Raw genomic sequence first — 16,009 nt, 5'->3', positions numbered from 1 at the left:
AACCACAGACAGGAGCAGCACGTGGCAAATCATTCCCTACGTCAGTCGGAAATCGATAGTCTTCAATACATTTCGTCGATGACCAATGAGCTCGTGCAGATGGCCGAAGCAAGCCGTTTTCCCATGATCTCCTATCTGCTGGGCATGGCCTATGCAGAAGCCTTCGACGTTCTTCGCGGCGCACGGCCGGCCAGGCATGCGCAGCTCAGCGGCAACCCGCTGCACCCCAAGGTGCAGGCAAAGGACAATCGTGCTGCCCAGCCGCGGAGAGCATAGCGACATGCAATCGTCAGCCGCATGCGCGGTGGCCGGCTCGACCTCCCGGCCAAACCGCTGGGGGACGCTATGCGCGTTGCAAAACCTGATGCCACTGCTGAAAAAAGCCGCCACGGATCTGAACCGCGCCGACATGGTCTACTGGTTCGAACAGGCCGATGCCGAGGTCGCTAACATCATCAGGGGCCGACCGACCGATGCGGCCGCCATCCCGGCCTTGATCGCATCCTGCCCGCGGGAAACCGTTGCGCGCCTGGAATTGCCAAGGGGGATCTGCACATGAACATGATTGCCAACATCAGAAGCGTCGACGCCAGGGAAAGCATTTTCAGCCGGCTCGACGCCTTGATCACTAGGCAACCGCCATCGCCTGACGCCGCGCGGGTCGAGGCTCGCCAACTCGTCTCGATGGCAATTGCCGATAGCTGCCAGGTCGACAGTCTCTGGGGCGCGGTGGACGCCTTTCATGCCCATTTCGACTTCATGATGCAGACCATCGAGATCAACGGCGCCGACGACCCGAGCCTCAGGCTTCTGCGCACGAAATGTCGCTTCTATCTGGAGCAGGTCGAAGCCCTGTGCCTGTCGCTCAGCTATTGATGGATCCGGGTCTGCTCTAGTCTCTAATTGCGCAGGCTGAACACGAACGGTGCTGTTCGGCTCAGGCGCGAGCCGAGTTCCGGCGGCGGTGCCGGCACTGAGGCGCCTTGCAGCACGGCGAGTGCCGCACGGTCCAAATCCGCATCTCCGGAGGAACGAGAGAGCCTGGCAGACAGGACCCGGCCGGACGAGTCGACCGTGAAGGCGACATACGGCTTGCCTTCCACGCCTCGAGCCTTGGCCGAACGGGGATAGCGCGTGTGCCGCTTGATCCAGGCGCCCAAGCGGGAGTCCCATTTGCTGGAGTCGCCGGATCGCGACGCGGATTGTGCCGACTCCGGCGCGGCAGTCCTGGCCGCAGGCCGTGCATCGGCGCTGGCGGCGGCTACCGTCTTCGGCGGCGCCGCCTTCTCCTTCTTCGGCCGCGGCTTGGGCTTCTCGACAGGCTTTTTCGCCTTGGCCTCGACCGGTTTCTTGTCCTTGACCACTTCGACCGGTTTCGGCTGCGGCAAGGGAATGACGACCTCGGGGGCGACAGCCTCGACAATATCCGGGACGACCTCATCCGGCGGCGGCTGGTCGACCTGTTCAGCCATTTCGGTCCGGGTGAATTCGGCCTCGTCGGGCGGAACGGCTTGCGGCTGTTCGACAACCGGCTCCGCCTTCTCGACCGGCTCTTCGTGCGTAGGCTCGGGCGTCGGTGTCGGCTCGGTCTGATCTGGCGTAACCGCGTCCAGCGCGGCAATCTGCTCTTCCACCGCCGGCATCACCACCATCGGCGCCATCTCGATCACCTGGGCCGGTGGCAGACCGCCGTCTGCTTCGGTGACCATCGTGAAGTTTTGCACGGCATAGGCGACCGCGACATGAGCTCCGAGGACCAGCGCGGCCGCACCGGCCCACAAGCCAAGGTCGCGCCAGCCGAAGCGCGACAACTGGACCGAGGGCAAGGCGGTCGCTTGCATCATGGCGCCGCTGCACCAGTGGTTGCCGGCGCCGCCTCCAGGCCGACCAACGCGATCTTCAGATAGCCGGCACCGCGCAGCAGGTTCATCGCCTCCATCAGGTCGCCATAGGCGACCGCCTTGTCGGCACGCAGGAAGATGCGCGTCTGCTTGTCGCCTTTTGTCCTGCTGTCCAGCGTCGCGGCGAACGCCGGGCGCGGCACGCTGTCGTTGCCGATCGCCAGCGACAGATCGTCCTTCAGCGTCAGGAACAGCGGCGTTTCGGGCCGTGGCGCGGGCGTTGCGGTCGAGCCCGGCAGGTCGACATTGACATCCACCGTCGCCAGCGGCGCCGCGACCATGAAGATGATCAGCAGCACCAGGATGACATCGATGAAGGGGGTGACGTTGATCTCGTGGCTTTCCTCGAGATCGTCGTCCATGGTCTGTCGGATTCTGCTTGCCATGGCGCTACTCCGCCGCCAGCGCCGTCGGCGGCGCGACGGTGCGGAAGTCGAGGTCGCGGCTGACCAGCCGTTCGACGCCCGCCGAGGCATCGGCGAGGATCTGCCGGTAGCCGGCTATCGAGCGGGCAAAGACGTTGTAGATGACGACGGCCGGTATTGCCGCGACAAGGCCCATCGCGGTGGCTAGCAGCGCTTCGGCGATGCCCGGCGCGACCACGGCGAGATTGGTGGTCTGCGCCTGCGAGATGCCGATGAAGGCGTTCATGATGCCCCAGACGGTGCCGAAGAGGCCGACAAAGGGCGCGGTCGAGCCGATCGTCGCCAGCACGCCGGTGCCGCGCGACATGCGCCTCGACGCCGCCGCCTCGATGCGCGACAGGCGCGACGTGACCCGCTCCTTCAGCCCGTCTCCCGAGACATGATCGAGCGCACCTGCAGAAAGTGCGGTCTCCTCCTCGGCCGCCCGCACCAGAAGCGCGCCGGGGCCGCCGCTGCGGTCGAGGGCGCGGCTCGCCTGCTTCAACGTGGCGGCCTCGCCGATCGCCCGCACTGCGCGCTGGATACGCAGCTTGCCACCAAGAATCTCCAGCGATTTGGCCAGCCATATCGTCCAGGTGACAAGGGAGGCAAAGGCCAGCCCGATCATCACCGCCTTGACGATGATATCGGCCGCCATGAACATGCCCCACGGCGACAGATCATGCGGCAGGGCCAGCTCCAGCGCCGTCGAAGGCCCGGCCTCGGCCGGTACGGTCGCGTTCGGCTGGCTGGCCGGCTGCACAGGCGCCATCATGGCTGGGGGGACGACTGCCGGTGCTGCGGGTGCCGGTGCAGCCGGCGTGGTGGTCGCCTCGATCACGGGGGCGGAACCAGCCGGTTGCTGCTGGGCGGTCGCGCTACCGACCGACAGGATGACGGATGCGACCAACGCCGCCAACAAACCACTTCTCGACAACAGCTTCTTCCTTGTTCTCTCAGCGGCCGGCCGCTTTCCATTTCCCACCACCGCATCAAATCTCGTCACTGCACATAGCCGACGGGCTGGCCGGTGACGGGGTGCGCGAACACGCCCATCTCCACGCCGAAAATGCCTTTCAGCACATCGCTGCGCATGATCTCGCCGGGCGTGCCGCGCGTCAGCAGCTTGCCGTCCTTCAGCGCGATCAGCTCGTCGCAGTAGCGCGCCGCCATGTTGGGATCGTGCAGCACGACGACGACGCAGAGGTCGCGCTTGCGGCTGAGATCCTTGACCAGCCCGAGCACCTCGACCTGGTGGGCGATGTCGAGCGCCGAGATCGGCTCATCGAGCAGCATGACGCCGGCGTTCTGTGCCACCAGCATGGCCAGCCACGCGCGCTGGCGTTCGCCGCCCGACAATTCGTCCACCAGCCGGTCGGCAAAACCGTCCATGTCGGTCAAGGCCAGCGCCTCGTCGACATGCTGCCTGTCTTCCGCGCGGAAGCGGCCAAGCGCGCCATGCCAGGGATAGCGTCCGAGCGTCGCCAGTTCGCGCACGGTGAGACCGGTCGCCGCCGGCGTCGTCTGCGGCAGATAGGCAAGCGCGCGGGCAAGCTCGCGGGCGCCCCACTGCAATAGTGGCCGCCTGGCGAAGGTGATGGCGCCTGAGCTTGCCGGCTGCTGGCGCGCCATCAGCTTGATCAGCGTCGACTTGCCCGAACCATTGTGGCCGATCAGCCCGTAGACGCGCGAGCGCTGCAGTTCGAGCGAAACCGGACCGAGCAGCGTCCGCTCGCCGACGGCGAAGCGCACCGCGTCGATATGGAAGGCAGTCTGGGCATCAATTCCAGCCACGGTCATGGCTTTTCTCCAGTGCGGCCACCCGCATTTCCAGATTTCGGCTTTCGGCAGGCGATGCCCGGTTGACTATGAAACATGACCTTACTAGTCAACATTTAAGATGACTGCAACGGTCAACAAATCGGCGCGACGTAACCGTGAGGGTTTGCACGGCGAACTGTCGTCGCCGGCACGACGCCCCTCGTCCTGCCTCTTGGTGTTAGGATTGCTGCCCGGGTGGACGGCTGCAACTTCGCCGTTCAGGATGGACCGCCCAATCGGTGAGGAGAAAACCCCGGATGATCAAGGCGACGCCTTTCGACTTCCCCTATGACGGCAGGCTGGTTGCCGAAAACACTGCGCTGATCGTCATCGACCTGCAGCAGGATTTCCTGTCGACGACGGGCTACTTCGCCAAGCAAGGCTACGACCCCTCGCCGCTCAGGGCGATCCTGCCGACCGTGAGCCGGCTGATATCAGCCGCCCGCAAGGCCGGCGTCAGCATCATCCACACCAGGCAGGGCTATCGGGCTGACATGGCCGACATGACGCCTTACAAAAAATGGCGCCGCAAGCGCTCCGGGCTCGAAGGCACCGAAATCCTGCTGCGCTCGGGCCCGGGATTCCAGATCGTTCCGGAGATCGACGTCGCGCCGCAGGACATCATCGTCGACAAGACCTGCAACAGCGCCTTCACCTATACGGACTTCGAGCTTGTCCTGCGCGCGCAAGGCATCACGCATCTCATGTTTTCCGGATGCACCACGGATGTCTGCGTCCACACCACGTTGCGGGAAGCCTGCGACCGCAATTTCCAATGCCTGACGATCTCGGACGCCTGCGCCAGCGGCGACAGACAAGCGCACGAGGCAGCACTTCACATGGTGACGGTCGAAGACGGCGTCTTCGGCGCGCTGACGGATTCAGCCGCCGTCATCGAAGGCCTGTCGCGACTTGGCGACAGGCCTGAAGCAACAAAAGGCTGAAGGATCTCAGCCCGTTGCGCGCGTCTCCAGACCCGCGCGAGACGCATACGCCCCGGGCTGGAATGCGTCGGTCTCGCGACGCGCCAGGGAGTTGCGCAGCAGGGCGATCGTTTCCCGGCCGACCGTGGCGATCTCGCGCGGCGTGTCGACGCCGACAATCATGAATTCATCGATCCCGAGCGCGGTATAGGCAAGCAGCGACAGGGCGGCCTGTGCCGGTGGCCCGGAAAGGTCGACCGCCTTGTGGCCCGTGGCGGAAGCGCCCTGGTGAATCCTGACCGGAAGCGCAAAGCGCAGTTTGCCCGCCCGACCGTGCTCGGCAGCGGCACCGCGCACCCGCTCCATCAGCTGCCGAACCTCGTCGATCGAGCCTGGCACCAGTTCGAAGACATCGGCATGCCGGCCGGCGACCTTGAGCGCCGTTCCGGATTGCCCGCCCATACGGATGATCAGGTCGGCGCCGTGCGGACCCTTGCGCGGCACGTAGCCGCCCTTGATGCTGTAGAACGCGCCTTCATGGTCGAAGGGCCGGTCGTTGGACCACAGCCGCTTGAGCAGCACCAGATATTCGTCGATGCGCTGCCAAATGACAGTATGCCCGACCGGCCGTGTTTCGGCATCGTCGTCGCTCAGCGGCTCACTGAGCATCCTCAGCGCCAGCCGACCCCCGCTCTTGGCGTCGATGGCAGCCAGCTGCCGCGCCGCCACTGTCGGCTCGATCACGCCCGCCCAGTGGGTAAGGACGACTTCCAGCGACGAGGTGCGATCCAGCACCTGGGTGGCAAGATCCATGTTGGTCAGCAACCCGGCCGAATCGTCGACGACGATCTTGCAGAAGCCGCCATCCTCGATCAGCCCGAGCTTGGTCGCGGTCTCGGCGAAGTCGTAGAAAAAGGGAACTGCGGCGTCGGCGGTCTTGCCGGGAACATGCGTGAACTCGATCGGCATTGCCATCTCCTCCGTTGTGTCGGGCGCGCGAAAGCGCACCGAGGATTCGGTTCATTCAACTCCGATTGCCTGTAAGCGGTGGGGCAGCAGCTAACCCCGGTCGATCTGACGACTCAGGGAATAAGACCCAGAACAACGGCCCCGGTGAACACAAACGCAAGGGCAAAGACGAGATAGGCGAAGGCACCGGCATAGGCCGGCCGAAAGGCCTGGGCACTGGCCAGCCTCTGGCCGTTGCGATCCGTCTGGGCGTTCTGGATATAGGACATATCGGCCTCCGTCTCGCCTGTTAATCTATAAAACTTGTAGACTTTGTCGATTGCTATTTTTGGGCGATAGGTAGAATAATTTTCTCTTGGATAGCTACAAATTGGTGGCTACTTGCTGAGAGCGCCCATCTGAGCGAGCGATCGACATGGGATGCCCGCTTTGCGTCGGCCCCTGAAGAGCCCGATGGCGTTGTCCCCGCTGCACCCAATTCGTGGATTGGCCGCCCGGCGCGGGCGCGGTAGCATCGCCGAACCAGCAAAGCGAAATCGTCAAACAGGGGGCAGAAAAATGGGCACGAGACTGGCCGGCAAGGTCGCTATCATTTCGGGCGGCGCGACGGGTATGGGTGGGGCGGCCTCGGAGCTATTCGCCGCTGAAGGCGCCAAGGTGGCGATCGTCGACCGCAACGGCGAGGCCGCCGCCGCAACCGCAGCGACAATCAGGACACGCGGCCATGTCGCCGAGCATTTTGTCGCCGACGTCTCCGACGAAGCCCAGGTCGAAGCGGCAGTGAAAGGGGCGGCGGAAAAGCTCGGCCCGGTCACCGTGCTGTTCAATCACGCCGGCACCATCGTCATCAAACCTTTCCTGGAGACGACGGTCCAGGAATGGGACTGGCTGCATGCCGTCAATGTGCGCTCGATGTTCTTGATGACGCGCGCCGTGCTGCCCGGCATGATCGCGGCGGGCGGCGGCTCGATCGTCTGCACCTCGTCGATCTCGGCGGTGGCGGCGACTCCCAACGAAGTGCTCTACGACACCACCAAGGGCGCCTGCCACATGTTCGCGCGCGCCATCGCGGTCGAGTTCCGCGACCGCAACATCCGCTGCAACGCGGTCTGCCCCGGCTTCATTCGCACGCCGCATGGCCTGCGTGAGGTCGCCGATCTCGGCAGACTCGGCGTCGACGTCTCAGACGCAGCGCTGGCCGCGCAGCAAGGCCGCATCGGCGAGCCGGAAGAGGTGGCAAGGGCCGCGCTGTATCTGGCCAGCGACGAGTCGAGCTTCGTCAACGGCACGCATCTGTTCGTCGACAACGGCTTTACCGCGATGTGAGCAGCGGGACGCTGACAGCCGCCAGAGCTGTCAGCGCTCCTCGCGCCGAAACGGCTTGAGCAGCGCCGAGGGCGCCACCGCGTTGCGCGACATCACCGCCATGGCGACGATGGTGAAGATGAAGGGCAGCATCAGGAATGCCTCGTAGGGGATGTGCCCGAGGCCGCTGGCCTGCATGCGCAGCTGCAAGGCATCGACGAAGGCGAACAGCAGTGCCGCCCCCGCCGAGCGCCACGGATCCCAGCGGCCGAAGACCACAAGCGCAATTGCTACCCAACCTCGCCCCGACACGACGCCGAAGGTGAAAGCGTTGAACTGCGCCATCGACAGGAAGGCGCCGGCCAGCCCCATCAGCGCGCCGCCGAGGACAACCGCCTGGAAGCGCGTGGCGATGACGCTGACGCCGGCCGAATCGGCGGCGCGCGGGTTTTCGCCGACCATGCGCACCGACAGGCCCCATGGTGTGCGGTAGAGTATGAAAGCGGCAAGTGGAATGGCCAGGATCGCCATGTAGACCAGCGCAAACTGGTTGAACACCGCCGGCCCGAGCACCGGAATGTCGGAGAGGACCGGGATCGGCAGTGTCTGAAAACCCTTGATGTTGGGCGGCACCGACTGCTGGCCGAAGATCAGCCGGTAGAGGAAATAGGCGAGGCCCGACGAGAACAATGTCACGCCGATGCCGCAGACATGCTGGCTGAGGCCGAGCACCACCGTGAACAGCGCGTGCAGCGCGCCCATCAGCATGCCGGTCAGCACAGCCGCCAGCACGCCGAGCCACAGGCTGCCGCTGAGGCTGGCGGCAGTGAAGCCGGTCATCGCCGACAACAGCATGATGCCTTCGATGCCGAGATTGAGCACGCCGGCCCGCTCGGAGAACATTTCGCCGAGCGTCGCAAAAGCCAGCGGCGTGGCGATGCGGATGATCGCGGCGAGGAAGCCTACCTGAAAGATCTGTTCGAACACTGCGCTCATCGGGCAGCCCCGACGCGGCGGATGCGATAGGCGGTGAACAGCAGGGCCACCAGCATGGCAAGCAATGCGGTGCCCTGGATGACGTCACTGAGGAAGGCCGGCACGCCGGTCGCCCGCGACATCGCCTCGGCGCCAGTCATCACGGCGGCAAGGAAGATCGCCGCCGGCACGACGCCAAGCGGGTTGAGCCGCGCCAGCATGGCAACCACGATGCCGGAATAGCCGTAGCCCGGCGAGATATCGCTCATCACCTGGAAATGCACGCCGCCGACCTCGCCGACACCGGCCAACCCAGCCAGCGCGCCGGACAGCAGCGCCGTCGAGATCAGCACGCGCTCGACATGGATGCCGCCATATCTGGCGGCTTCCGGGTTTTCGCCGGTGACCCTGATGCGGAAGCCGAGCGTCGTGCGCACGATCAGGAACCAGATCAACGGTGCCGCAATCAGTGCCACGACGACGCCGAGATGCAGCCGCGTGCCTTCGAGCAGCACCGGGAAATTGGCCGAATCCTCGATCGGCGGCGAGATCGGATAGCCGCTGAAACTGTCTTTCCACGGCCCCTCGATCAGCGCCATCAGCGCGTAGTAGATGACCGAGTTGAGCAACAGCGAACTGACGACATCGTCGACCTTGAATTTTACTCTGAGCGTCGCCGGCACCAGCGCGACCGCGGCTCCCGCGGCGGCACCCGCCAACGCCATCAACACCATGGCGAGCGGCCCCGGCATCGGAATGGCGCCGACAAAGCAACTGGCCACCGCGCCGGCCAGCAACTGACCCTCGGCGCCGATGTTCCAGAATTTGGCTCGGAAGGCGACCGCTACCGCCAGCCCGGTGAAGATCATCGGCGCCGCGCGCACCATCGTTTCGGTGATCGCATAGCTGTCGCCGAGCGAGGCCGTGAACATCACGCCGTAGGCTTCAAGCACGCCGGCGCCTGCCAGCGCGATGAGGCCGCTGCACAAGATGAGCGTTGCTCCGATCGCCAGCAGCGGCAAAGCCAGATTGAACCAGGCGGGCGTTGACGTGCGGACTTCCAGGCGAAACATCAGCTGTGACCCTCCGCGCCGGTCATCATCAGGCCCAGCCGGGCGACCGTCGCATCGGCGCTGTCGAGCGTGCCGACGATGCGGCCCTCATACATCACCGCGATGCGGTCGCAGAGCACCAGCAGCTCTTCGAGATCCTCGCCGATGACGATGATGCCGCAGCCCTTGGCCCGCATGTCGAGGAACTTTTCGTGGATGAAGCGCGCAGCGCCGATATCGAGCCCGCGCGTCGGCTGCGAGACAACAAGCACCTTCGGATCGAAGGCGAGTTCGCGCGCCAAAAGCGCCTTCTGCAGATTGCCGCCGGACAGCGCCCCGGCGCGTGTCATCGGCCCGGGGCACCTGATATCATAGGCGTTGATCTGCGCCTCGGCAAAGGCGCGGATCGCATCCGGCTTGAGCAAGCCCCCGCTGCTGAAAGCGGCGGTACCGATGCGCGGCAACACCATCGAATCGGCGAGTGGCAGGTTGGTCACCAACCCGGTCGTCATGCGGTCTTCCGGGATGCGGCCAAGACCGAGCGCCTGCACCTCGCGCGGCGAAAACCGCGAGACCTTGCTGCCGGCGATCGTCATCTGACCGGCATCGGGCACGCGTGTCCCGGAGATCACCTCCGCCAGCGCCCGCTGGCCATTGCCCGACACGCCGGCAATGCCGAGGATCTCGCCGGCACGGACGGCAAGCGATACGTCGCGCAGCGGCGTGCCCGAGTGCTTTGAGGTCGAAATGCCGTCGAGGGTCAGCACCGCGGCACCGGGCGTCGACGGTCCCCTCGCCGGCGGCACGATCTCATGGCCGCACATCAGTGTTGCCATCTCCGAGGATGTCGTGTTGGCCGGGTCATCGACGCGGCCGGCAACGCGGCCATGCCGCAGCACCGTGCAGCGATGCGTCAGCGCCCGCACCTCGTTGAGTTTGTGCGAGATGAAGATGATGCCGAGGCCTTGTGCGGCCATCGAGCGCAACGCCGAAAACAGTCCGTCGACCTCGCTCGGCGCCAGCACCGCCGTCGGCTCGTCGAGGATCAAGAGCCTCGCACCGCGAAACAGCGCCTTGACGATTTCGAGCCGCTGCTGCTCGCCGACCGACAGCGCCGAGACCGGCAGGTTCGGGTCAAGCGTCAGCCCATGCTGGCGGCCTATCTCGGCGAGCCGCGCCAGCCCACCGGCGCGGTCGATCCGGCCTGTCTTGCCGGGAATGCCTATCAAAAGGTTTTCCAGCACAGTGAGCCGCGGCGCGAGGTGAAAATGCTGGTGCACCATGCCGATGCCGGCGGCCAGCGCATCGGCCGAACTGGTGATCCTGACCGGTTGGCCCTGGATGAGGATTTCACCCGCGTCCGGCGCATAGGCGCCGAACAGCACATTCATCAGCGTCGTCTTGCCGGCGCCGTTCTCGCCCAGCAGCCCGAGGATTTCTCCGGGCGCCACGCTGAGATCGACAGCCTCGTTCGCCTTGACGGCGCCGAACCGTTTGGTGATGCCGCGCATTTCGATGAGGGGGGCGGGCAAGGGCAAGGCAGGGTCCTGGTGGGGTTGGAGCGGCTCCTCACCCTCCCCCTTGTGGGGAGGGTCGGCTTACGATCGCAGCGAAGCGAAGATCGTGAGACGGGGTGGGGGTGCTGCGCCGAAGACCCCCACCCCGCTCCGCTTCGCGGATCGACCCTCCCCACAAGGGGGAGGGTAAAACTCAATCCGAAACCGGCGTGTTCTCGTCGACATCCACCCGGAAATTGCCTTCCAGAATCTCGGCCTTCTTCTTCTCGATCAGCTCCTTGACGTCCGCCGGCAGCGTCTTGTCGAACTTGTGGTAGGGCGCCAGATGCGAGCCACCCTTGGCCATGCGCGAGAAATCGCCATAGTCCTGCGCGGTGAAGACGCCGGCCTTGACCAGCTTGATGGCCTGCTCGACCGTCGGATACATGTCCCAGACCGGGCCGGTGATCACCGTGTCGGGGCCGAGGCTCGACTGGTCGGACATGTTGGAGATGGCAAGGATCTTCTTGTCCACCGCCGCTTCGATGACACCGAAGCGCTCGGCATAGATGACGTCGACACCGGCGTCGATCTGCGCGACCGCCGCTTCCTTGGCCTTTGGCGGATCGAAGAAGGAACCGATGAAGGCGACCTTCTTCTTGATGTTGGGATTGACCTCCTTGGCGCCGGCGAAGAAGGCGTTGACCAGCCGGTTGACTTCCGGGATGCCCATCGCCGCGACGGCGCCGATCGTGCCCGACTTCGACATCTTGCCGGCGATCATGCCGGAGAGATAGGCCGGCTCGTGGATCCAGTTGTCGAAGACGCCGAAGTTCGGTTCCGCCGGGCCGGCCCCGGAGCCGAACAGGAAGGCGGTCTTCGGGAACTGCTTGGCCGTGCGGCGCGATTCACGCTCGGCGGCAAAGGCATCGCCCAGCACCAGCTGATAGCCGCCTTGCGCATATTCGCGCATGACACGGCTGAAATCGACGGTCTGCACCTTCTCGGACCATTTGTATTCGATGCCGAGTTCCTTCTCGGCCTTCTGCAAGGCGACATGGATCTGGTTGTCCCACGGCTCCTCGATCGGCGTGGCGAAGATCGCCGCCACCTTCAGCTTCTTGTCCTTGCCGAAGGCAGCGCCTGGCAGCATGGCTGCGGCCAGGCCAAGTGCGCCCAGCTCCAGGACGTTGCGTCGCGAAAGCCCTTCGCGCTCTGTCTGGAATCTGTTCTTCCGGTTTTCCATTGCATTCCCCTCTGTTCGACAGCCGTGTCGAGCCGGCTGTTCGTGAAAATATCAGACGGGGAACTATGGAACGACGCCGGACTTTTGTCCACGTGGTCAAATTTGACCACGCACCGGATTCTTGATCTTAGCCGGCCAAGCGAAGGCTGCTGGTCAAGCCCGTTCGAGCGCGATCGCGATGCCCTGGCCGACGCCGATGCACATGGTGGCAAGCGCATAACGGCCGCCACGTTCGCGCAGCTCCAGCGCCGCCGTGCCGGATATGCGGGCGCCCGACATGCCCAAGGGATGGCCGAGCGCGATGGCGCCGCCATTCGGGTTGACGTGTTCCGCATCCTCGGCGATGCCGAGCTGGCGCAGCACGGCTATGCCTTGCGAGGCAAAGGCTTCGTTGAGCTCGATGACATCGAACTGTTGCGGCGTCAGGCCAAGCCGCGCGCAGAGTTTTTGCGTCGCCGGCGCCGGGCCGATGCCCATGATGCGCAGCGCTACGCCGGCGGCGGCCCCGCCAAGGATACGGGCGATCGGCGTCAAGCCGTATTTCTTCACCGCTGCCTCGGATGCAACGATCAGCGCCGCCGCCCCGTCATTGACGCCCGACGCATTGCCGGCCGTCACCGTGCCGCCCTGCCGGAACGGCGTTGGCAATTTGGCCAGCGCCTCGACCGTTGAGCCCGCGCGCGGATGCTCATCCTTCGACACGACCACCGCATCGCCCTTGCGCTGCGGGATCGTCACCGGGGTAATCTCCTTGGCCAGCCGGCCCTTGGCTTGCGCGGCGACGGCCTTGTCCTGGCTGCGCACGGCAAAGGCGTCCTGGTCCGCGCGGGAGATGGCGAACTCTTCCGCGACGTTCTCGCCGGTCTCCGGCATCGAATCGACGCCATATTGCTTCTTCATCAGTGGGTTGACGAAGCGCCAGCCGATGGTGGTATCGTAAATCTCGGCGTTGCGCGAAAACGCCGTGTCGGCCTTGGGCATGACGAAGGGCGCCCGGCTCATCGATTCGACGCCGCCCGCGATCATCAGCTCCGCTTCGCCTGCCTTGATGGCCCTAGCTGCGATGGTCAGCGCGTCCATGCCCGAGCCGCACAGGCGGTTGACGGTCGAGCCCGGCACCTCCTTCGGCAAGCCTGCCAGCAACAGCGCCATGCGCGCCACATTGCGGTTGTCCTCGCCGGCCTGGTTGGCACAGCCATAGACGACGTCGTCGATCGCCTGCCAGTCGATGCCGGCATTGCGCTCGGCCAGCGCCTTTAGCGGTATGGCGCCGAGGTCGTCTGATCGTACCGAAGACAGAGAACCGCCGAAGCGGCCGATCGGCGTGCGGATGTAGTCGCAGATATAGGCCTCGGCCATGTCATGCAGCCTTTGCTTTTCCGGTTCCCTCATGCGCCGCCTTGGTGCGGGCCTGCAGGTCGCGCAATGTCTTGAGTTCGAGTTCGCTTGGCGGCGGCGTTTCGTCAAGCGCCTCGGCGAACTTAACCACCCAGCCACAGCTCTCCTGCACCTGCTGGCGGGTGACGCCTGGATGCAGCGACACCACCGTGAATTCCTTGCTCACCGGATCCGGCTTCCAGATGGCGAGGTCGGTGATCAGCAAGGTCGGGCCTGATGTGTCGATGCCCAGCCGTTTGCGATGGTCGCCACCCTCGCCATGGCCGAAGGAGGTGAAGAAGTCGATCTTCTCGACCATGCCGCGCTTGGTCTGCGCCATGGTGATGTAGATCTCCTTCGATGAAGTCGCGATCTCCGGCGCGCCGCCGCCGCCGGGCAGCCTTGTCTTGGGATGGAAATAGTCACCGATGACCGTGGTGTTGATGTTGCCGAACTTGTCGAGCTGCGCCGCACCAAGGAAGCCGATCGAGATGCGGCCGCCCTGCAGCCAGTAGCGGAACATTTCCGGCACCGCGACGGTGGTGACAGCGGTCTCGCACAATTCGCCGTCGCCGATCGACAGCGGCAGCACGTCAGGTGCGGTGCCGATCGTGCCGCTCTCGTAGATCAAGGTGATGTCAGGCGCATGCGTCAGCCGCGCTACATTGCAGGCGGCGGACGGCGCGCCGATGCCGACGAAGCAGACATCGTCATTGCGCAGCGCGCGGCTGGCGGCGATCGTCATCATCTCGTTGGGGGTGAAGTCCGGACTGTCGCTCATGCCGCTTTCCTCAGATGCTCGACTCTGCCCTCGAAATCGTCGGCGCTCTTCTCCATGACATTGGCCTGCATCCACGCCTGGAATTTGTCACGGTCGGCGGCGATCTCGTCCCATTCCAGATAGGCGGCATTGTCGCGCGCATAATAGCCATGCGCGTAGGACGGATGCGAACCGCCGGGCACGACCGATATCGCGGCAATCGTCCAGCGCGGCAGCACAGTCAGATTGGGGTGCAGATCGTCGAAATTGTCGACCACTTCCTCGACCGTCACCACCGCGCGTTTGGCCGCCAGCACGGCTTCCTTCTGGATGCCGATAATGCCTTCGACCAGCACATTGCCTTTTCTGTCGGCCTTCTGCGCATGGATGAAGGTGACGTCAGGCCGGATCGAGGGAACGGCCGCCAGCACCTCGCCGGTGAACGGACAGGTGACAGACTTGATGTTCGGATTGACCGCCGCCAGGCCAGCGCCACGATAGCCGCGGAACACCGCGCAGGGCAGACCGGCCGCGCCCGCCTCATAAGCGTTGGCCATGCCGGCATGGCTGTGCTCCTCGATCTCGATCGACCTGGGAAAACCGTTCTCGATGGCATCTCGGGCGCGCCGCAGCAGGCCGACGCCGGGATTGCCGACATAGGAGAAGACGATTTTCTTCGCCATGCCCATGCCGATCATCTGGTCGTAGATCAGGTCCGGCGTCATGCGGACCAGGGTCAGGTCGCGGAACCCCTGGCGGATCGCCTCATGCGCCGCCGCCGTCGGGATCAAATGGGTGAAGCCCTCGAAGGCAGCGGTGTCGCTGCTGTTCAAATTCTCGGCCACGGCCTGTTTCAGCGGCAGGAACTTGACCATCGCATCGGCTCCGGATTCAGAAAGTTCGTATTGCGAACATATGTTTTATATGCGATACTTTCTACGCTGAGCGAGGGCGCGGAGTCAATCTTGACGGCGATGCCGTTCCGCGGAGACAAGATGGACGAAGAGGCCCCCTCCCGTGATCATGTCGGCTCGCTTGAACGCGGCCTTGCCGTCATGGAGATCCTGGCCCGCCACCCCTCGGGCATGACGCTGACCGAAATGGCCGAAGCAGCGGGCCTGACCCGCGCCGGCGCCCGCCGTTTTCTGCTGACGCTCACCGCCACCGGCTATGCAACGCAAGCCGGCCGCGTGTTCTCCCTGTCGCCGCGCCTGCTGACGATTGCCCGCACCTGGCTCGGCGGCGCCTCGCTATGGAGCTTCGCTGCACCCATCATGCGCGCGGTGGCGGCGCAACTGAACGAGGCCTGCTCGGCAGCGATCCTATCTGGCCAGGATGTCGTCTATGTCGCCCGCATTCCCGGCCGCCGCATCCTCAGCGTGTCGCTCGATGTCGGCACCAGGCTGCCGGCCTATTGCACCTCGATGGGGCGCATCCTGCTTGCTGGCTTGACGCCCCAGGAGTTGGACGCATTCCTCGGCCAGGCGACGATCGAAAAACGAACGCCGAAGACGATCACCGACATCAGGCTGCTGACCGGCGCCATCGGCAAGGCGAAAGTGGACGGCTTTGCCATCGTCGATGAGGAACTGGAACTCGGCCTACGCTCCATCGCCGTGCCGATCCGCGACCGCTCAGGAAGCACGGTCGCGGCAATCAACGTCTCGACCCAGTCCGCGCGGTTTTCGGTCGCGGAGATGGAGCGGGAGATCCTGCCCGCGCTGCTGGAGGCCAGGCAGCGGATTGAGGATTTCTTTGTGGTTTAGCAGTCGCACATGAG

The 16,009-nt window shown here is 64.8% G+C and carries 19 protein-coding genes; 6 read left to right on the top strand and 13 right to left on the bottom strand.

Annotated features, from left to right (window positions below; all coding sequences use genetic code 11):
* The first annotated feature begins 21 nt into the window (after positions 1–21).
* The 3 genes from C8D77_RS14975 to C8D77_RS14965 all read left to right on the top strand — a co-directional run bounded on the left by C8D77_RS14975 (position 22) and on the right by C8D77_RS14965 (position 876).
* Positions 22–276: a hypothetical protein gene (locus C8D77_RS14975; RefSeq protein ID WP_109664195.1), complete on the top strand. Its 255-nt coding sequence runs from the start codon at positions 22–24 to the stop codon at positions 274–276.
* Positions 277–364: 88 nt separating this feature from the next.
* On the top strand, positions 365–559 hold the full coding sequence (locus C8D77_RS14970; protein ID WP_164757816.1) for a hypothetical protein: 195 nt from the start codon (positions 365–367) through the stop codon (positions 557–559).
* Entirely contained in the window at positions 556–876 is a 321-nt protein-coding gene (locus C8D77_RS14965; RefSeq protein ID WP_109664185.1) for a hypothetical protein, read from the top strand. The genes C8D77_RS14970 and C8D77_RS14965 overlap by 4 nt, the downstream gene beginning before the upstream one ends.
* Before the next feature lie 23 nt (positions 877–899).
* On the opposite strand, the gene C8D77_RS14960 is transcribed toward C8D77_RS14965, so the two are convergent.
* The 4 genes from C8D77_RS14960 to C8D77_RS14945 all read right to left on the bottom strand — a co-directional run bounded on the left by C8D77_RS14960 (position 900) and on the right by C8D77_RS14945 (position 4,105).
* Positions 900–1,844, bottom strand: a complete 945-nt coding sequence (locus C8D77_RS14960; RefSeq protein ID WP_109664180.1) for an energy transducer TonB family protein — start codon at positions 1,842–1,844, stop codon at positions 900–902.
* Positions 1,841–2,287 (bottom strand): TonB system transport protein ExbD, encoded by a 447-nt coding sequence (exbD, locus tag C8D77_RS14955; RefSeq protein WP_109664176.1) that lies wholly within the window; start codon positions 2,285–2,287, stop codon positions 1,841–1,843. The genes C8D77_RS14960 and exbD overlap by 4 nt, the downstream gene beginning before the upstream one ends.
* Before the next feature lie 4 nt (positions 2,288–2,291).
* On the bottom strand, positions 2,292–3,242 hold the full coding sequence (gene exbB / locus C8D77_RS14950) for a tonB-system energizer ExbB (RefSeq protein ID WP_109665377.1): 951 nt from the start codon (positions 3,240–3,242) through the stop codon (positions 2,292–2,294).
* A gap of 65 nt (positions 3,243–3,307) precedes the next feature.
* The gene (locus C8D77_RS14945; RefSeq protein ID WP_109664172.1) at positions 3,308–4,105 is read right to left on the bottom strand and encodes an ATP-binding cassette domain-containing protein; all 798 of its coding nucleotides are present in this window, start codon (positions 4,103–4,105) and stop codon (positions 3,308–3,310) included.
* Between the two features lie 278 nt (positions 4,106–4,383).
* On the opposite strand from C8D77_RS14945, the gene C8D77_RS14940 reads away from it, so the two are divergent.
* The gene (locus tag C8D77_RS14940) at positions 4,384–5,070 is read left to right on the top strand and encodes a cysteine hydrolase family protein (protein ID WP_109664167.1); all 687 of its coding nucleotides are present in this window, start codon (positions 4,384–4,386) and stop codon (positions 5,068–5,070) included.
* Between the two features lie 6 nt (positions 5,071–5,076).
* Here the strand turns inward: C8D77_RS14940 and C8D77_RS14935 are convergent, their stop codons facing one another.
* Together C8D77_RS14935 and C8D77_RS14930 are read right to left on the bottom strand one after the other, a co-directional pair.
* Positions 5,077–6,018 carry an LLM class flavin-dependent oxidoreductase gene (locus C8D77_RS14935; protein ID WP_109665374.1) on the bottom strand — a complete coding sequence of 314 codons (942 nt, stop codon included), beginning with the start codon at positions 6,016–6,018 and terminating at the stop codon, positions 5,077–5,079.
* A gap of 113 nt (positions 6,019–6,131) precedes the next feature.
* Positions 6,132–6,287 (bottom strand): hypothetical protein, encoded by a 156-nt coding sequence (locus tag C8D77_RS14930; protein ID WP_109664162.1) that lies wholly within the window; start codon positions 6,285–6,287, stop codon positions 6,132–6,134.
* A 289-nt stretch (positions 6,288–6,576) separates the two neighbouring features.
* Here C8D77_RS14930 and C8D77_RS14925 point away from each other — a divergent pair, with 289 nt between their 5' ends.
* Positions 6,577–7,344 (top strand): SDR family NAD(P)-dependent oxidoreductase, encoded by a 768-nt coding sequence (locus C8D77_RS14925; protein ID WP_109664148.1) that lies wholly within the window; start codon positions 6,577–6,579, stop codon positions 7,342–7,344.
* A 30-nt stretch (positions 7,345–7,374) separates the two neighbouring features.
* Here C8D77_RS14925 and C8D77_RS14920 read toward each other — a convergent pair whose 3' ends face one another.
* The 7 genes from C8D77_RS14920 to C8D77_RS14890 all read right to left on the bottom strand — a co-directional run bounded on the left by C8D77_RS14920 (position 7,375) and on the right by C8D77_RS14890 (position 15,104).
* Positions 7,375–8,319 carry an ABC transporter permease gene (locus tag C8D77_RS14920; protein WP_109664143.1) on the bottom strand — a complete coding sequence of 315 codons (945 nt, stop codon included), beginning with the start codon at positions 8,317–8,319 and terminating at the stop codon, positions 7,375–7,377.
* Positions 8,316–9,371, bottom strand: a complete 1,056-nt coding sequence (locus C8D77_RS14915) for an ABC transporter permease (protein ID WP_109664140.1) — start codon at positions 9,369–9,371, stop codon at positions 8,316–8,318. The genes C8D77_RS14920 and C8D77_RS14915 overlap by 4 nt, the downstream gene beginning before the upstream one ends.
* Positions 9,371–10,882, bottom strand: a complete 1,512-nt coding sequence (locus tag C8D77_RS14910; protein ID WP_109664136.1) for an ABC transporter ATP-binding protein — start codon at positions 10,880–10,882, stop codon at positions 9,371–9,373. Before C8D77_RS14910 ends, C8D77_RS14915 begins: the two co-directional genes overlap by 1 nt.
* A 178-nt stretch (positions 10,883–11,060) precedes the next feature.
* The gene (locus C8D77_RS14905) at positions 11,061–12,092 is read right to left on the bottom strand and encodes a BMP family protein (protein ID WP_109664132.1); all 1,032 of its coding nucleotides are present in this window, start codon (positions 12,090–12,092) and stop codon (positions 11,061–11,063) included.
* 153 nt (positions 12,093–12,245) lie between these two features.
* On the bottom strand, positions 12,246–13,451 hold the full coding sequence (pcaF, locus tag C8D77_RS14900) for a 3-oxoadipyl-CoA thiolase (RefSeq protein WP_109665371.1): 1,206 nt from the start codon (positions 13,449–13,451) through the stop codon (positions 12,246–12,248).
* Between the two features lies 1 nt (position 13,452).
* Positions 13,453–14,250, bottom strand: coding sequence for a CoA-transferase subunit beta (locus tag C8D77_RS14895; RefSeq protein WP_109664129.1), 798 nt, complete (start codon positions 14,248–14,250; stop codon positions 13,453–13,455).
* Positions 14,247–15,104, bottom strand: a complete 858-nt coding sequence (locus C8D77_RS14890; RefSeq protein ID WP_109664125.1) for a CoA transferase subunit A — start codon at positions 15,102–15,104, stop codon at positions 14,247–14,249. Before C8D77_RS14890 ends, C8D77_RS14895 begins: the two co-directional genes overlap by 4 nt.
* A 120-nt stretch (positions 15,105–15,224) precedes the next feature.
* On the opposite strand from C8D77_RS14890, the gene C8D77_RS14885 reads away from it, so the two are divergent.
* Positions 15,225–15,995: an IclR family transcriptional regulator domain-containing protein gene (locus C8D77_RS14885; RefSeq protein WP_109665368.1), complete on the top strand. Its 771-nt coding sequence runs from the start codon at positions 15,225–15,227 to the stop codon at positions 15,993–15,995.
* Positions 15,996–16,009 lie beyond the last annotated feature (14 nt).

Source organism: Mesorhizobium loti (assembly GCF_003148495.1).
In the GTDB taxonomy this organism is placed as follows: domain Bacteria; phylum Pseudomonadota; class Alphaproteobacteria; order Rhizobiales; family Rhizobiaceae; genus Mesorhizobium; species Mesorhizobium loti.
Note: the sequence above shows the minus strand (reverse complement) of the source record. Positions and strands in the feature narration are given on the sequence as shown.

Excerpts from the sequence above, each read along its gene's own strand:
- C8D77_RS14970 (WP_164757816.1), top strand. The coding sequence starts at position 365 with ATGCCACTGCTGAAAAAAGCCGCCACGGATCTGAACCGCGCCGACATG.
- C8D77_RS14965 (WP_109664185.1), top strand. The coding sequence starts at position 556 with ATGAACATGATTGCCAACATCAGAAGCGTCGACGCCAGGGAAAGCATT.
- C8D77_RS14960 (WP_109664180.1), bottom strand. The coding sequence starts at position 1,844 with ATGATGCAAGCGACCGCCTTGCCCTCGGTCCAGTTGTCGCGCTTCGGC.
- exbD (WP_109664176.1), bottom strand. The coding sequence starts at position 2,287 with ATGGCAAGCAGAATCCGACAGACCATGGACGACGATCTCGAGGAAAGC.
- C8D77_RS14945 (WP_109664172.1), bottom strand. The coding sequence starts at position 4,105 with ATGACCGTGGCTGGAATTGATGCCCAGACTGCCTTCCATATCGACGCG.
- C8D77_RS14940 (WP_109664167.1), top strand. The coding sequence starts at position 4,384 with ATGATCAAGGCGACGCCTTTCGACTTCCCCTATGACGGCAGGCTGGTT.
- C8D77_RS14935 (WP_109665374.1), bottom strand. The coding sequence starts at position 6,018 with ATGCCGATCGAGTTCACGCATGTTCCCGGCAAGACCGCCGACGCCGCA.
- C8D77_RS14930 (WP_109664162.1), bottom strand. The coding sequence starts at position 6,287 with ATGTCCTATATCCAGAACGCCCAGACGGATCGCAACGGCCAGAGGCTG.
- C8D77_RS14925 (WP_109664148.1), top strand. The coding sequence starts at position 6,577 with ATGGGCACGAGACTGGCCGGCAAGGTCGCTATCATTTCGGGCGGCGCG.
- C8D77_RS14920 (WP_109664143.1), bottom strand. The coding sequence starts at position 8,319 with ATGAGCGCAGTGTTCGAACAGATCTTTCAGGTAGGCTTCCTCGCCGCG.
- C8D77_RS14915 (WP_109664140.1), bottom strand. The coding sequence starts at position 9,371 with ATGTTTCGCCTGGAAGTCCGCACGTCAACGCCCGCCTGGTTCAATCTG.
- C8D77_RS14905 (WP_109664132.1), bottom strand. The coding sequence starts at position 12,092 with ATGGAAAACCGGAAGAACAGATTCCAGACAGAGCGCGAAGGGCTTTCG.
- pcaF (WP_109665371.1), bottom strand. The coding sequence starts at position 13,451 with ATGGCCGAGGCCTATATCTGCGACTACATCCGCACGCCGATCGGCCGC.
- C8D77_RS14895 (WP_109664129.1), bottom strand. The coding sequence starts at position 14,250 with ATGAGCGACAGTCCGGACTTCACCCCCAACGAGATGATGACGATCGCC.
- C8D77_RS14890 (WP_109664125.1), bottom strand. The coding sequence starts at position 15,104 with ATGGTCAAGTTCCTGCCGCTGAAACAGGCCGTGGCCGAGAATTTGAAC.
- C8D77_RS14885 (WP_109665368.1), top strand. The coding sequence starts at position 15,225 with ATGGACGAAGAGGCCCCCTCCCGTGATCATGTCGGCTCGCTTGAACGC.